Consider the following 15680-nt stretch of genomic DNA (forward strand, 5'->3'; position numbering starts at 1 on the left):
TACATACTACATCATATCAAATAAACTTAATTGGTTTTCATCAGGTAAGTTATCAATGATATGGTTTTCTGTCATAAATTCGATTAACTTCTTAGAAACCTTTCCACGTTTGGATAAGTCTTCTTTAGAGATAAATTCTTTATCTTCACGCGCTGCAACGATTTGTTTAGCAACGTTTAAACCAAGTCCAGGAATGGCTCTAAATGGTGCGATTAACTTGTTACCATCAATTAACCATTGTTCGGCATCGGAACGATTTAAATCAACCATTTCGAATTCGAAACCTCTTTCAATCATTTCGTTTGCTAATTCTAGAACAGTTAATAGGTTCTTATCCTTGGCAGATGCATCGTTTCCAAGATCGTTAATTTCTTTCATCTTGGCCTTAACGGCATCCTTACCATGACACATTGAAACGATATCAAAGTCATCGGCTCTAACTGAGAAGTATGCACAGTAGTATACCAATGGGAAGTATACCTTAAAGTAAGCCACACGTAGGGCCATTAAAACGTAGGCTGCCGCATGGGCACGTGGGAACATGTACTTAATCTTTAGACATGAATCAATGTACCATTGTGGAATATTGGCTTCGTGCATCTTCTTTTGCCATTCGTCCTTAATTCCACGCCCCTTACGAACGTATTCCATGATTTGGAATGATGTTTCTGAGTCTAGTCCCCAGTTAATCAAGTCGGTCATGATGTTATCACGACAACCAATAACGTTGGCGATGGTTGCTTTACCTTCCTTTATTAATTCGTCGGCGTTTCCTAACCAAACATCGGTACCATGGGATAGACCTGAAATTTGTAGTAGTTGTGAGAAGTTTGCTGGATTAGTTTGTTCTAGCATCCCTCTAACGAATTTAGTACCAAATTCAGGAATTCCTAGTGTCCCTGTCTTTGATTGGATTTGGTCTTGAGTAACACCAATTGTATCTGTACCGGAGAATAATCCCATAACTCCAGGGTCATCCATTGGAATTGATTGAGGATCGATACCTGATAAATCTTGAAGCATTCTGATCATGGTTGGGTCATCATGTCCCAGCACATCCATCTTCAAGATGTTGTCATGGATAGAATGGAAATCAAAGTGGGTAGTTTCCCAAGCCGCGTTTTGATCATCAGCTGGATATTGGATTGGTGTGAAATCAAAGATATCCATATCGTCTGGAACAATGATAATTCCGGCAGGATGTTGTCCAGTCGTTCTCTTAACACCAGTATCACCCTTTGATAAACGATCAATTTCAGCAGAGCGAATAGTTTGTTGAGTATCTCTTTCGTATGCCTTTACGTATCCATAAGCAGTCTTATCGGCAACCGTACCGATAGTTCCGGCACGGTATACATTATTTTCACCGAACAATACCTTTAGGTAGTTATGGGCGATTGGTTGATAGTCACCAGAGAAGTTCAAATCAATATCTGGAACCTTGTTACCACTAAATCCAAGGAATGTTTCGAACGGAATATTATGACCGTCACCAATCATTAATGTTCCACATTCTGGACAATTCTCATGTGGTAAATCATATCCTGAACCATATTCACCCTTTGTGAAGAACTTAGAATACTTACAGTTTGGACAGCGATAGTGAGGTGGCAATGGATTAACTTCAGTAATCCCCGCCATTGTGGCTACTAAACTGGAACCAACAGAACCACGGGAACCTACCAGATATCCATCCTTGTTACTCTTTGCTACAAGACGCTTAGCGATTAAGTAAATAACTGAGAATCCGTTACCGATAATACTCTTCAACTCACGGTCCAAACGTGCCTGAATTAATTCAGGTAGTGGATCACCATAAAGTTTATGGGCCATATCCATTGTTGAGTTTCTGATTTCATCTTCGGCACCCTTCATGTGTGGTGTGTATAGTCGATCTAAGACCGGATGAATTCCATCATCAACCATGTTGGCAATCTTTTGGGTATTATCAACAACGATTTCCTTGCTGACATCTTCTCCTAAGTATTCAAAATCATTCAACATTTCGTCTGTGGTTAAGAATGGCACCTTAGGTAATTCTTGTCTGTTTAATGGGTTAGCCCCACCTTGTGAATGAATCAAAATCTTACGGTAAATATAATCTTGTGGATCCATGTAATGAACATCTCCAGTTGCAACAACTGGTTTATCCATTTCGTGACCCATATCAACCATGTTTTGTACTAGTTCTTGTAAATGCTTCTTACCGTGAATTAATTCTGAATCAATCATTGGTTGGTAAGCAGCACTTGGTTGGACTTCTAGGTAATCATAGAATTCAGCCTTTTTCTTCGCTTCTTCCTTACCCTTTTGTAGCATTGCGGTGAATACTTCACCGTTTGCACAGGCAGAGCCAACCAGGATTCCTTCACGGTACTTTTCAAGCACGCTTCGTGGAATTCTAGGCACTCTGTAGAAGTATTCAACATTGGATAATGATACCAACTTGAACATGTTCTTTAATCCGGCTTGTGTTTGAGCCATCAAGATGGCATGGAATGGACGAGCATGTTTGTATGCATCGTTATCAGACATGTGTTCATTTAGTTGATTTACCTTGGTAATGTTGTAACGTTCTTCGGCATCCTTGATGAACAAGTAATTCAAGTGACCTGTTGTTTCGGCATCGTATACAGCACGGTGATGGTGTTCCAAAGCAACATCAAACTTCTTAGCTAATGTATTCAAACGATAGCTCTTGTAGTTTGGATATAAGAATCTTGCCAATGGTAATGTATCAATGATTGGGTTTTGGATTTCTTCCATCCCATATCTTTGATAACCAACATTCATAAAGCCAACATCGAAAGTAACATTGTGACCTACAACAATTGAGTCACCACAGAATTCTCTGAATAGCTTAAAGACTTCTTCTTCAGACTTTGAACCTCTAACCATATCATCAGTAATTGATGTAAGTTCAGTTGTAAAGTCTGACAAGTGGAAACCAGGATCAATAAATTCTTCAAATTGGTCTAAGACATTATTGTGTTGCATTCTAACGGCTGAAACTTCAATTACTTTATCGTAAATTGCAGATAGCCCAGTTGTTTCAATATCGAAGACAACATAAGTAGCATCTGCTAAATCACGGTCATCTTCGTTAAATGTAATTGGCACACCATCGTCTACAACATTTGCCTCAACACCATATAGCATCTTAATGTCATTCTTTTGTGCAGCGGTATAGGCAAATGGAAAACCTTGAACAGCAGCGTGATCGGTAATTGCTAATGCCGGGTGACCCCATTCTTTAGCTCTAGCCACGTATTCTTCAATACTGTTTGTTGCATCCATTTGGCTCATCTTAGTGTGTAAATGTAGCTCAACACGTTTCTCATCTGCATCATCATGACGACCTTCATGGTGCAATGGATTAATGTCATAGGCATTCAATGTTAATTCGTGACTGTAGTTATCTTCTTGGATACCACCACGAACCTTAATCCAGTCACCTTCTTGCAATGCGGCAAAGTTAGCTTCATCATTTTCATTGTTAGAGAACTTCTTAACTTCGATTGATGATGAATAATCGGTAATCTTTAAGATCATCAATTGACGACCTGATCTTAATGAACGAATTTCTTTACTAAAGATGTGACCATTTACAATCACTAGTTTTTCTTCTTGAACAATATCAACTAGTTTAGTAACTTCTAGGTCATCCTTAATTTTCTTACCAATTTGTACTTTACCCTTTGGAACTGCATTCTTTGAGTTCTTTTGGCGTTTAGCTGATGATTCTTGGATTGCTTGCATCGCCTTTTGAGCTAGCTCAGCATCCTTCTTTTCTTTTTCGGCTTTAAAATCTTTGATTTTTTCTTGAGAAGCAGTTTCATCAACAAAAACAGAAATAGTAAAGTGTGGAAAACCTAAACGTTCATACAAATCTTCAATTGGACTAACCGCTTTATCCACAAGAAAGTTCTTAACGATTTCGTTATCAGCACTAAGCTCGATTTTATTATCAACAATCTTTGGTGCATCACGTCTTAATAGTTCATTTTTAATGGCATCAGTGATATCAGCATGTTTAACAATCCATTCCCAGTAATTGCCTAACTGCTTGTTATCAAATTGATTGTCGTTTGCTTTGATATTAATTTTAGTAGTAGCGATTTCATCAAAAGTCGCTTGCATACGACTATAAAAATCCAAGAAGACTTCGTAATCTAAAATTCGTGGAAGTGTAAGGTGGAATTCCCAAATTTTGGAACGTTTGTGGATATCAATCTTCTCAATCTGACCGCCTTTAAAATTATCGGAATCAATTTGGTCTTTTAACTGTAATTGATTCAATAATTTTGTAAATAATTCTTCTTGGTTAGACAATCTAATACCTCCATCCTAAGTCAGCTAAAAAAGGTCAGTCTCTTCAACTGACCCTTTTTTATTTCAAATCTTTAAGTAAGATTTTTACAGTGTTAACAACTTCTTCTTGCTTAACTTCAACAGTTTCGCCAGTTTTTCTAATCTTAATTTCTACGATTCCTTCACTAGCCTTCTTACCAACAGTAACTCTGATTGGTAATCCAATTAGATCTGAATCAGCAAACTTAACTCCGGCTCTTTCTTTTCTGTCATCAGTTAAAACATCAAAGCCTTCATCCTTAAGTTCTTTTTCAATACCATCAGCAACACTAACTTGAGTTTCATCCTTTGTGTTAACAGGAATCAAGTGAATATCAAATGGTGAAATTGACTTAGGCCAAATTAAACCATTGTCATCAGCTTGTTGTTCAGCAATAGCAGTTAGTAATCTACTAATACCGATACCGTAACAACCCATTACAACTGGTTTTTGACGACCATTTTCATCCAAGACGTTTGCATCTAAGTCCTTTGAATATCTAGTTCCTAGCTTGAAGATATGAGCAATTTCAATACCACGAGTGAACTTCAATACACCAGAACCGTCTGGTGAGATTTCGCCTTCTTCAACTTCTCTAAAGTCCCCGTAAGTAACATTTTCAAAGTCACGTTCTGGGTTAACGTTAGCAAAGTGGTAACCATCTTCGTTAGCACCAGCAAATGCATTAGTCATATCTTTAACGTAGTTATCTGCTAATACAGTAACAGATTCATCTAGGTTAAATGGACCAACGTATCCTCTTGATGTATTAGTAAATTCTTTAATTTGTTCATCATTTGCCAAGTCAAAGAATGAAGCACCAAGTTGACCCTTAACCTTAACGTCGTTAACTTCGTGATCACCTCTAACTAAAACCATAACCGGTTTTTCGTCAGCAATGAATAGAACACTCTTAATAACATTTGAAGCATCTGTGTCTAATAATTCAACATCATCTTCGATTGATTTTACGTTTGGAGTACTAATCTTTTCTAAGTCTTTTTGAGTTTCGTTAGACTTTTCAGGTACGTACATGCTCTTAGCCATTTCAAGGTTAGCAGCATATTCGCTATCGTCTGAGTAAACGATTGTGTCTTCACCAACGGCAGCTGGGGCTGAGAATTCAATTGAGTCTGAACCACCCATAGCTCCACCATCACCAATGATAGTACGGTAATCTAAACCAACTTGGTCGAAAATCTTACGATAAGCATCTTCCATTTGGTTATAGATACGATCTAGGTCAGCATCATCAATTGAGAATGAGTATCCATCTTTCATGATAAATTCACGTCCACGTAGTAAACCGTTTCTTGGACGTTCTTCATCTCTATATTTTGGTTGAATTTGGTATAACACTAAAGGAAGTTTTTTATATGACTTAACTGAATCACGAATTATTTCTGTGTAAGTTTCTTCGTGAGTTGGTCCCAGAATGAAATCAGTATCATGTCTGTTCTTTAGTTTAAATAAAGCTGGACCATAAGTTTGTAATCTTCCTGATTTTTCCCAAAGCTCTGCAGGTAATACTGCCGGCATAAGAGTTTCATTCGCATCGATTTCGTCCATTTCTTTACGAATGATGTTTTCAATTTTTGAAATTACTTTGTATGCCAAAGGTAAGTAAGCGTACATCCCTGCTGAAATTTGCTTAATGTATCCAGCTCTTAACATTAACTTATGACTAAGAGCTTCAGCACCTTTAGGTGCTTCTTTTAGCGTTGGGATTAACATTTTTGATTGCTTCATAAAAATCTCCTTAAATATGTTCTTAATGGATAAAGTATCTTTGAATGTCGTTAATTGTTACCAGTAGCATTAATACAACTAAGAATGCAAAACCAATAAGGGTAACAACTGTCTCAACTTTCTCAGAAGTTGGTTTTCTTCTAACGGCCTCAATTATGTTCATTAATATTTTACCACCATCTAGGACTGGAATTGGAATTAAATTCATAATCGCTAAATTAATTGATAAGAATGCGATAAAATAAACAACTCCTTGTAGCCCTAACTTAGTAGCTTGTGATGTTTTAGCGTAAATTGCAACCGGTCCACCTAAGTCATTTAAACTAAAGTGCCCTGTTACCATATAAGCTAATTCTGAAACAAGTTGCTTAGTCATGTTCCAGGTCCTAATAAATCCAGAGAATAACTTGGTTGTAAAACTGGAATCGACTGTATTCTTAATTCCAATTAATCCATATTTTTTTCCATTATTCTTTTGAGATTCAGTGGTTAGCTTAATTACTTTAGTTTGACCATCACGTTTAACTACCAAGGTTAGCTTTTGGTCAGGTCTATCTTGAATTGCTGAGCTCAATTCATTCCAATTGTTAGTCTTTTGATTGTTGACTTGAACAATTTTATCGCCATTCTTAATTCCGGCATCTCTTGCAACTGAATGTCCTGAAATTGGAGTAACTGTATTTTGAGTTGAAGCCACTCCACCTTGCATAAATGTCAAAATTGTAAATGCAACAATTGCTAATATAACATTATTTACAATTCCAGCTGCGTTAGTTAATAGTTTTTTTAATACTGGTGCATTTTGGAATTGAACGTCTTCTGGAGCAATTTGAACTTTTGTTCCATCATGTTCAACCATTAAAGCATCGTGGTTAACTTTAAATCTCTTAACCTCTTCATTGCTATCTTGGTAACCTTCGATAAATAACTCGTGTTCAAGATCAACATTTGAAACTTCTAGAGGTAGTCCATCTAAAGTCTTTTGCTTTTGACTGGTATTAATTAAAATAACTTCATTTTGTTCATTAAATTTAAGTGTAACTGGAGTACCAGGATCTAGTTCCTGTGAATCGTTATCGGCAATCCCAGCCATTCGAACATATCCACCTAAAGGAAGAATACGAATTGTATACGTGGTTTGATTGTGACGATAAAAGAAAATCTTCGGACCCATTCCAATAGAAAATTCTCTAACCATTATTCCTGATCTTTTGGCAACGATAAAGTGGCCAAATTCATGAACAAACACTAAAATTCCAAAAACAATAACGAAAGCTAGTATTGTGATAATCAATTAAATCACTCCCTTACATCTAAATAATGCCAAATAGGTGAAGAAGCGGCAAAACAAATAGTAAACTATCAAATCTATCTAAAATTCCACCATGTCCCGGTAGAATCTTTCCAGAATCTTTAACTTGGTAGTATCTCTTAAGAGCTGATTCAACTAAATCACCAAATTGACCAGCAATTGATAATACAAGAGTTACGATAGCAGCAACAAATAGTGATGTATGACCAATTGAGAAATAGTACATCCATGCAGTAGCAATAATAGTTGCTAATAATGATCCACAGATTGATCCTTCCCATGTTTTATTAGGACTTACATGTGGTGCTAACTTATGTTTACCGAATTGCTTACCAAAGATGTAGGCTCCTGAGTCGGTTAACCAAACGATAAATAATGCGTAGAATAACACTGCAATACCAACGTGTCTTGCGGTAACAAAGTAATGGAATCCCATTCCAATGTAAAGCATTGCGATAGTAATCACTCCTGCATCATCAAATGAAAAAATATTTTTAGTAATTACAGTTCTTAGCATCAATAGCATTAATACTAAATAGAATAAAAAGTTAACTGATAAAAATGATGGTAGCCCATTAAACCAGTTACTTGGTGCGATTAATAACGTCACCCCAACAAACGATAAGATTGCTTCCGGTGAAATCACTAACTTTTTCTTCATAATTAGTACTTCAGACATCGCAACAATTCCTAATGCAATTGCACCAATTTGAATAAAAATTCCGCCCAATAAAACTATTGGCACAAATAATAATAAGGCAATAATTGCCGTTAATACTCTTGTTTTCATAATAATCTCCTAATGTTACTTGTTTTTTAATCCCCCAAAACGACGGTGACGTCCTTGGAATTTAGCAATACAATTTATTAAATCTTCTTTAGTATAGTCAGGCCACTTAGTATCATCAAAAACGAATTCACTATATGCAACTTGCCATAATAAGAAGTTAGACAATCTTTCTTCCCCACTTGTTCTAATTAATAAATCTGGATTAGCAAATTCACCAAGTGATGAAGTCATTAAATTATCGCTAACTACTTCTTTATTGATATCTTCAACATTTAGAATACCGTCTGATACTTTTTTAGCAATGTTTTGAACTGCTGTAACTATTTCATCTTGACTTCCGTAGTTTAAAGCAAAGTTCAAAATCATACCATCACAATCCTTAGTATCTTCAATTGCATTATTGATAGCATTTTGCGTTGACTTAGGTAATTGGTCAACATATCCCATAACATTAACTTTAACGTTATTCTTAACTAAATCGGGCACAAAAGTTGAAAAGAATTTTTCGGGTAAATCCATCAAGTAATTAACTTCTTGATCTGGACGCTTCCAGTTTTCAGTAGAAAAGGCATATAAAGTAAGTGCCTTCACGCCCAAATCACTAGCTGCTTTCGTGATATCCTTTACCACGTTCATTCCCTTTTTGTGACCTGCAATTCTTGGCAAATGTCTTTGTTGAGCCCATCTTCCATTACCATCCATAATAATAGCGATATGTTTGGGAATATTATTGTAGTCAAGTTCTGTGGTAGTTTTTTTCTTAAACTTAAACATTTATACCTCACCTATTAATACAAATAAAGGATGAGAAACAATCCTCATCCCACATCTGCAAAGTTATTTTATTGGATTAATCTCCATTCACCACGTTTAGCTTCTACTAAAGTTTCGAAGTATTTTAACAATTGGTTCGCGTCATTTGGACTGTGTTCACCTAAAAGATTTAATCCCTCACCCGTAGGAATCGGATCACTTAAATCATTTATTACATCTTCGCTTTCAAATGTTGCTTCGGTAAATGCGACAATCCAATCATCTTCAATTAATTTTGTAACCACTAAAAAGATGTTGAATTCTTCATCAACATAAATTGGCATTACATAAACACCATCTTGAATTTCTTCCAGTTGATTACCATTAAATGATAATGCTTGCTTAGTGTCTTCATTCATATCTTCAGATAGCTTAAATACCATCTTATTGAATTCATCAGTACCTGGAGTAACTTCATGTACTTGCATGGTGCCCCTCCTAACTATTTATCCGTTTAGTACTTCCTTTTCTTTGGCAGCAATAACGTCATCTAAATCTTTGATTTGTGAATCTGTCAATTTTTGAACTTTGTCTTCTAGTGCGTGAGTTTCATCATCTGTAAAGTCATCGTTCTTGTTACCCTTCTTTACAGCGTCCATAGCTTCACGACGAACATTTCTAATTGCGACTTTACCTTGTTCACCAGCAGCCTTAACCTTCTTAGAAATTTCTTTTCTACGTTCTTCAGTCAATTGTGGGACAACCAAACGAATGTTGTCACCATCGTTAGCTGGGTTAATACCAATATCAGCTTCAAGAATTCCCTTTTCAATATCGTCTAGAGCTGACTTGTCATATGGAGTAACCATAATAACTCTAGCTTCTGGAACAGTGATTGAAGCGATTTGGTTTAATGGTGTTGGTGCACCATAGTATTCAGCAGTAACTCCATTTAAAAGACTGGCATTAGCTCGACCTGCTCTAATACTTGCCAATTCTTGTCTCAATGAAGCAATTGATTTTTGCATTTTGTCTTTTGCAGTATCTAAAATTTCATTTTGAGTTGCCATTTCTTATTTCCCCTTAACTGTAGTTCCGATTTTTTCACCCTTAACAACTTTTTCAATGTTGCCGGATTCATTTAAGTTAAACACAACTAATGGAATATCATTATCCATTGATAATGAACTTGCTGTAGTATCCATTACTTGTAGGTTCTTGTTAATAATATCCATTTGAGTTAATTCATCAAATTTAACAGCCTTTGGATCCTTGTTAGGATCAGCTGAGTAAATACCATCAACTCCATTTTTAGCCATTAGAATAGCATCTGCATGTACTTCAGCAGCACGTAAAGCTGCAGTTGTATCTGTTGAGAAGAATGGGTTACCTGTTCCACCAGAGAAGATAACTACACGATTCTTTTCAAGATGACGAACTGCCTTTCTACGAATGTATGGTTCAGCAATTTGTCTCATTTCGATTGAGGTTTGAACTCTTGTTGGAACACCGAGTGATTCTAAGTTTTCTTGTAATGCTAAACCGTTCATAACAGTTGCTAACATTCCAATGTAATCAGCTTGTGTTCTTTCCATGCCCATTTTTGAACCAGCTACTCCACGCCACATGTTACCTCCACCGACAACAATAGCAATTTGAATTCCTAGTTCGTAAACATTTTTTACTTCTTGCGCAATTTTCTTGATTACAGGTGGGTTAATACCGTGACCTTCATCACCAGCAAGTGCTTCACCACTTAGCTTTAAAACAATACGCTTATATTTTAAGTCAGACATCGAATTTCCTCCATTACATGATCGTTAGTTTAATTTTAGCATAATATTAAATCTAAAAACAGTTTATAGCCGCAATTATTTAATTATAAATATGTATAAAAAAAGGATACGAATCCGTATCCTTTTTCATTAATTATTTGATTTGTGAGTTAACTTCGTCAACAAAGTTAGTTTCTTCTTTTTCGATACCTTCACCGACTTCGTAACGAACAAAGGCTTTTAGTTGACCGCCGTTTTCCTTAACGTATTCAGCAACAGTCTTGTCTGAGTCCATAACGAATTCTTGGTCAGCTAAACTAATTTCAGCAAGGAACTTGTTTAGACGACCTTCAACCATCTTTTCAACGATGTTTTCAGGCTTGCCTTCTTGTAGGGCTTCCTTCTTTAGTTCTTCTCTTTCAGCTTCTAGTCTGTCTTGAGGAACATCGTTTCTGTCTAGGTATTCTGGCTTAGTAGCAGCAATGTGCATTGCAACGTGCTTAGCAACAGTTTCGTCAACACCTTGGATTTGAACTAAGGCACCAATTAGACCTTGGTTGTGTAGGTAGTGACCAAAGCTTTCGTCATCGTTCTTAGTTAAAACAACGAAACGACGTAGAGTGATCTTTTCACCAGTAATTTGAGTAGTGTTGATGATCTTGTCGTTAACAGTTTCACCATCAACGTCAAGTGCTAAAGCAGCTTCAACATCAGCTGGCTTAGCTTCAACAATCTTAGCTGCGATTAAATCAATTAGGTTCTTGAAGTCATCGTTACCTGAAACGAAATCAGTTTCAGCGTTAACTTCAACGATAGCAGCATCGTTACCGTGAGTAACAACACGAGTTAAACCAGCAGCGGCAACACGGTCACTCTTCTTTTCAGCTTTTGCGATACCCTTTTCACGTAAGTATTCTAGAGCTTTCTTTTCGTCACCATCTGAAGCAACTAAAGCTTTCTTAGCATCCATCATACCTACACTTGTCTTTTCACGTAATTCTTTTACTTGAGCAGCAGTAATCTTTGCCATTGTTATGGCCTCCTTAAGTTTTATATTAAAAAAGGCCGACTCATCCCAGGCCTTATCGGTCCAAAAACATGAGTCAGCCTAAGTGTTCAAACAAAATCAATATTTAAAAAATATTACTTGTCTTCACTTTCATTTTCATCTTTAGTGTCTTCGAATGTGCTTTCGCTAACATTTTCTTCACCTTGGTTACCTTCAATGATAGCATCAGCCATCTTAGCAGTAATTAGACGAACGGCACGAATAGCGTCATCGTTTGATGGAATAATAACATCAACGTCATCTGGGTCAGTGTTAGTATCAACCATAGCAACGATAGGAATGTTTAACTTGTGAGCTTCGTGAACAGCGATTTGTTCTTTACGAGGGTCAACGATGAACATAACATCTGGAATCTTAGGCATGTCTTCGATACCACCAAGGAATTTTTCAAGCTTGTCAGTCTTCTTCTTTAGAAGAGCAACTTCCTTCTTAGGTAGTCTTTCGAAAGTACCATCTTCAGCCATCTTCTTAAGATCCTTTAGGTACTTGATACGGCTTTGGATAGTGTCCCAGTTAGTTAAAGTTCCACCTAACCAACGGTGGTTAACGTAGTATTGACCTGCACGTACAGCTTCTTCTTGGATTGAGTCTTGAGCTTGCTTCTTAGTACCAACAAATAGTACAGTAGCGCCCTTAGCAGCTTCATCCTTCATGAAGTTGTATGCTGAATCGATCATCTTAACAGTCTTTTGTAAGTCGATGATGTAGATTCCGTTACGTTGGGTAAAGATGTATTTCTTCATCTTAGGGTTCCAACGACGAGTTTGGTGACCGAAGTGGACACCAGCTTCTAGTAATTGTTTCATAGAAATAACAGCCATTTTAATAGCCCTCCAAAAATAGTTTTTCCTCCCCGTCAATCTATCAATTCAGAAACTATCAAGAAATAGCACTATCTGAGTTGTCATGACAGGTGTGAATTGGTAATAAATACCGAATATTATTGTATATTAAACTACAATATTTATCAAGCTAAATATTACAATTTAACAATCTTATCTGATTTACCTGTATTAATAAGGTCTTTGTTAGCATCCATTGATAAAGTAACCATGTTTCTAACTGCTGTTTCAGTGTAGAAAGCAATGTGTGGGGTAATCAAAACGTTATCTCTACTCATTAGGTTCTTTAGACGATCATCTGAAATATCATCGAAACTATCAAAGTTAACATTGAAGACCCCAACTTCAGATTCGTAAGTATCCAAGGCAGCACCTGCTAGTTTACCTGAATCTAAAGCCCTAATTAATGCATCAGTATCAATTAGTGAACCACGAGCAGCGTTAATAATGTATGAACCATCTTTCATTTCTGATAAAGTCTTATCGTTTACCATGTGTTCATTTTCCTTAACGGCCGGTGCATGAAGTGAAATGATATCAGCTTGTTTGTATAAATCGTCTGGAGTATCAACGTAGATACCTTGTTTTTCTAGTTCAGGATTTCTGAATGGATCATATGCAATTACCTTTGCACCGAATCCACGACAGATATCAACTAATACGTGACCAATACGACCCGTTCCGAAAACACCAACGGTCTTTGAATTTAATTCTTGACCAATCTCAGGTGCCCATCTTAAGTCTCCTGAACGTTGCTTGTCTTCAAAACGTTTTGTATTTCTTAGTAATCTCATAATTTCAGTAATTGCTAGTTCAGCAATTGCATTTGGAGAATATGCTGGAACATTGGTTACAGTAATTCCGTTTGCTTTTGCAGCATCAGCATCAACATTATCTACCCCAACGTTTCTTAGTGATAGATACTTGATGTTAAAACTACCTAATTTATCTAAAATTTCTTTAGTGTATGGTTTTTGTTGGTAAGCAACCACACCATCAAATCCATTAGCTTCTTCAACAGTTGATGAATCAAGTAATTTGGTTTCAACCTTTACTTCTACTTCCGGATTTTTTTGTTCCCATTCTTTTAAATATGGCATTTCATCATTTCTGATTCCATAAGCAATAATTTTCAATACAAAAACCTCCAAATATTCATCGTTACAGTAGAATTATAACACTTAACACCGTGTCTTAAAGACTTAGACCGTATTTAGATAAATTTACCCCATTTTCATTTAGGTATTCTAGCTTCTTGATTCTGCTTTGATGTTTAAAATGATACTCGGCACTCAAAGCATCATGTTTATTGTCAAAACTTTCGGAATAAATCATTTCGACTGGCAAATGATTGCGTGTGTACTTGGCACCCTTTCCGCTTTGATGTTGTTCTAATCGATGTTTCAAATCGGTCGTGTATCCACCATATAGTGAATCATCCCCACATTTTAAAACATACATATAAAACTTATTCTCCATATAAAATCTTCCTTACAAAATCTGTATATTCGTTTGAATTATCTTTATAAACAAAAATTGGTGGTAGCACCTTGGTGCCGCCATTCTTACCGGCTTTAATTCCTTCAACTAGAATCATGTTTGATTCTTTTCCCTCGCGCGGATAAATGTATTGAATCCTTTTTGGCATTACGTTATGAGATTGCATAGCATCAAATAATTCTAGCATCCGATCAGGACGGTAAACAAAGAACGCTTTAGCATTTGTCTTTAAAAGTCCCTCACACACGGTTAGGATTTTGTCTAGATTAGTTGTGATTTCATGTCTAGCAATTGCTAGGTATGGATTTGGATTTTTCTTACTATCCTCTAAATCTGGAAAATAAGGTGGGTTACAAGTTATCACGTCAACAGAATCCTTTTCCACATAATCAAATGTATTATCAAGGTCATCGTTTATCACGGTCAACTTGTCATCTAAGTTATTTAAACTAACACTGCGTTTTGCCATGTCAGCCAGTTTGTCTTGTAGTTCGATTTCGTAAATATGTCCGTTGGTTTTATGTGACATAAATAACCCAACTGCACCATTGCCGGCACACAAATCGACAGTCTTTGAAGCACTCTTCTTGGGCAACTTCGCAAAGTCTGATAAAAATACTGCATCCAATGAGAATGAGAACACTTCGGGATTTTGAATTATCTTTATATCATTACTATATAGTTGATCTATTCTTTCGTTTTCCTTTAAAAAATCGTCCACTTGAATATTCCACCTTATTTTTTTCTTGCATAAATTAATAATAATAGAATACTATTAAATAATAAAGTACGAGAGGAGTTTATTTAATGTATTCTTTTTTAAAGTTCTTATGTAGAATCATTTTATATCCAATTAACGGAATGCCTAAGTTTGAAAACAAACAAAGAATTCCAGAAGGCAATTACATATTAGTTGCACCGCACCGTACATGGTTTGATCCATTGTACTTTGCCCTAGCAGCAAGTCCTAAAGAATTTGCTTTCATAGCTAAAAAGGAGCTATTCAAAAACCCACTTTTAGCATACGTATTGAGACATGCAAACGTATTAAGTGTTGATCGTGAAAATCCTGGTCCATCAGTAATTAAGGAACCTGTTAAGATTCTTCAAAACTCTGATAAGTCACTAATCATTTTCCCTTCAGGAACTAGACATTCTCAAGCTCTAAAAGGTGGCGCTACTTTAATCGCTAAGCTTTCTAAAGCACCTTTACTTCCAGCTGTTTACCAAGGTCCACTTACATTTAAGAGTTTGTTCTCACGTAAGAAAGCTGTCATCAACTTTGGTGACCCTATTTACTTAGACAAGTCAATCAAGCTAAATGAAGAAGGTCAAAAAGCAGTCGAACAACAAATGCAAGATGCTTTCGATAAGTTAGATAAAGAAATTAATCCTGACTTTAAGTATGTTGACCCATCATCAGAAAAATAAGCAATAAAAAAAGACTTAATCATTAAATTAATGAACTGAACCCCTTGAGTTGGAGAAATCTAACCTAAGGGGTTCTTTTATGTTTTCTAAAGAATTAAAATTAGCTGC

Annotated in this window: 14 protein-coding genes; 1 reads left to right on the plus strand and 13 read right to left on the minus strand. The window is 36.2% G+C overall.

The annotated features are described in order from the left end of the window. Positions 1-6: 6 nt before the first annotated feature. The 13 genes from JUD45_RS01930 to JUD45_RS01990 all read right to left on the minus strand — a co-directional run bounded on the left by JUD45_RS01930 (position 7) and on the right by JUD45_RS01990 (position 14862). Positions 7-4332 (minus strand): PolC-type DNA polymerase III, encoded by a 4326-nt coding sequence (locus JUD45_RS01930; RefSeq protein ID WP_236018468.1) that lies wholly within the window; start codon positions 4330-4332, stop codon positions 7-9. 58 nt (positions 4333-4390) lie between these two features. Next, the gene (locus tag JUD45_RS01935; RefSeq protein WP_054608230.1) at positions 4391-6100 is read right to left on the minus strand and encodes a proline--tRNA ligase; all 1710 of its coding nucleotides are present in this window, start codon (positions 6098-6100) and stop codon (positions 4391-4393) included. A 22-nt stretch (positions 6101-6122) separates the two neighbouring features. Then, a complete protein-coding gene (gene rseP / locus JUD45_RS01940) occupies positions 6123-7394 on the minus strand; it encodes an RIP metalloprotease RseP (protein WP_203619544.1) in 1272 nt (423 codons plus the stop codon). A 19-nt stretch (positions 7395-7413) separates the two neighbouring features. Beyond that, positions 7414-8202, minus strand: a complete 789-nt coding sequence (locus JUD45_RS01945) for a phosphatidate cytidylyltransferase (protein ID WP_187155333.1) — start codon at positions 8200-8202, stop codon at positions 7414-7416. Between the two features lie 15 nt (positions 8203-8217). Then, a complete protein-coding gene (gene uppS, locus JUD45_RS01950; RefSeq protein ID WP_138727104.1) occupies positions 8218-8976 on the minus strand; it encodes an undecaprenyl pyrophosphate synthase in 759 nt (252 codons plus the stop codon). Positions 8977-9044: 68 nt separating this feature from the next. Next, positions 9045-9443 (minus strand): hypothetical protein, encoded by a 399-nt coding sequence (locus tag JUD45_RS01955; protein ID WP_187155331.1) that lies wholly within the window; start codon positions 9441-9443, stop codon positions 9045-9047. An 18-nt stretch (positions 9444-9461) separates the two neighbouring features. Further along, complete coding sequence (frr, locus tag JUD45_RS01960) at positions 9462-10025, minus strand: ribosome recycling factor (RefSeq protein ID WP_041152360.1); 564 nt, start codon at positions 10023-10025, stop codon at positions 9462-9464. Positions 10026-10028: 3 nt separating this feature from the next. Beyond that, on the minus strand, positions 10029-10751 hold the full coding sequence (gene pyrH, locus JUD45_RS01965; protein ID WP_203619545.1) for a UMP kinase: 723 nt from the start codon (positions 10749-10751) through the stop codon (positions 10029-10031). Positions 10752-10884: 133 nt separating this feature from the next. Then, a complete protein-coding gene (gene tsf / locus JUD45_RS01970) occupies positions 10885-11760 on the minus strand; it encodes a translation elongation factor Ts (protein WP_053791839.1) in 876 nt (291 codons plus the stop codon). A 113-nt stretch (positions 11761-11873) separates the two neighbouring features. Then, positions 11874-12620, minus strand: coding sequence for a 30S ribosomal protein S2 (rpsB, locus tag JUD45_RS01975; RefSeq protein ID WP_034533994.1), 747 nt, complete (start codon positions 12618-12620; stop codon positions 11874-11876). 158 nt (positions 12621-12778) lie between these two features. Then, the gene (locus tag JUD45_RS01980; RefSeq protein WP_187155330.1) at positions 12779-13777 is read right to left on the minus strand and encodes a D-2-hydroxyacid dehydrogenase; all 999 of its coding nucleotides are present in this window, start codon (positions 13775-13777) and stop codon (positions 12779-12781) included. 58 nt (positions 13778-13835) lie between these two features. After that, a complete protein-coding gene (locus JUD45_RS01985; RefSeq protein ID WP_053791840.1) occupies positions 13836-14120 on the minus strand; it encodes a GIY-YIG nuclease family protein in 285 nt (94 codons plus the stop codon). Further along, positions 14110-14862 (minus strand): tRNA1(Val) (adenine(37)-N6)-methyltransferase, encoded by a 753-nt coding sequence (locus tag JUD45_RS01990; protein ID WP_203619546.1) that lies wholly within the window; start codon positions 14860-14862, stop codon positions 14110-14112. The genes JUD45_RS01985 and JUD45_RS01990 overlap by 11 nt, the downstream gene beginning before the upstream one ends. A gap of 86 nt (positions 14863-14948) precedes the next feature. On the opposite strand from JUD45_RS01990, the gene JUD45_RS01995 reads away from it, so the two are divergent. Beyond that, complete coding sequence (locus JUD45_RS01995) at positions 14949-15572, plus strand: lysophospholipid acyltransferase family protein (protein WP_034531706.1); 624 nt, start codon at positions 14949-14951, stop codon at positions 15570-15572. Positions 15573-15680 lie beyond the last annotated feature (108 nt).

Source organism: Apilactobacillus nanyangensis (assembly GCF_016861915.1).
GTDB lineage: Bacteria > Bacillota > Bacilli > Lactobacillales > Lactobacillaceae > Apilactobacillus > Apilactobacillus nanyangensis.

Bases quoted from the DNA above. Each gene is read 5' to 3' on its own strand.
- JUD45_RS01935 (WP_054608230.1), bottom strand. From the start codon at position 6,100: ATGAAGCAATCAAAAATGTTAATCCCAACGCTAAAAGAAGCACCTAAA.
- JUD45_RS01945 (WP_187155333.1), bottom strand. From the start codon at position 8,202: ATGAAAACAAGAGTATTAACGGCAATTATTGCCTTATTATTATTTGTG.
- uppS (WP_138727104.1), bottom strand. From the start codon at position 8,976: ATGTTTAAGTTTAAGAAAAAAACTACCACAGAACTTGACTACAATAAT.
- JUD45_RS01955 (WP_187155331.1), bottom strand. From the start codon at position 9,443: ATGCAAGTACATGAAGTTACTCCAGGTACTGATGAATTCAATAAGATG.
- frr (WP_041152360.1), bottom strand. From the start codon at position 10,025: ATGGCAACTCAAAATGAAATTTTAGATACTGCAAAAGACAAAATGCAA.
- pyrH (WP_203619545.1), bottom strand. From the start codon at position 10,751: ATGTCTGACTTAAAATATAAGCGTATTGTTTTAAAGCTAAGTGGTGAA.
- tsf (WP_053791839.1), bottom strand. From the start codon at position 11,760: ATGGCAAAGATTACTGCTGCTCAAGTAAAAGAATTACGTGAAAAGACA.
- rpsB (WP_034533994.1), bottom strand. From the start codon at position 12,620: ATGGCTGTTATTTCTATGAAACAATTACTAGAAGCTGGTGTCCACTTC.
- JUD45_RS01985 (WP_053791840.1), bottom strand. From the start codon at position 14,120: ATGGAGAATAAGTTTTATATGTATGTTTTAAAATGTGGGGATGATTCA.
- JUD45_RS01995 (WP_034531706.1), top strand. From the start codon at position 14,949: ATGTATTCTTTTTTAAAGTTCTTATGTAGAATCATTTTATATCCAATT.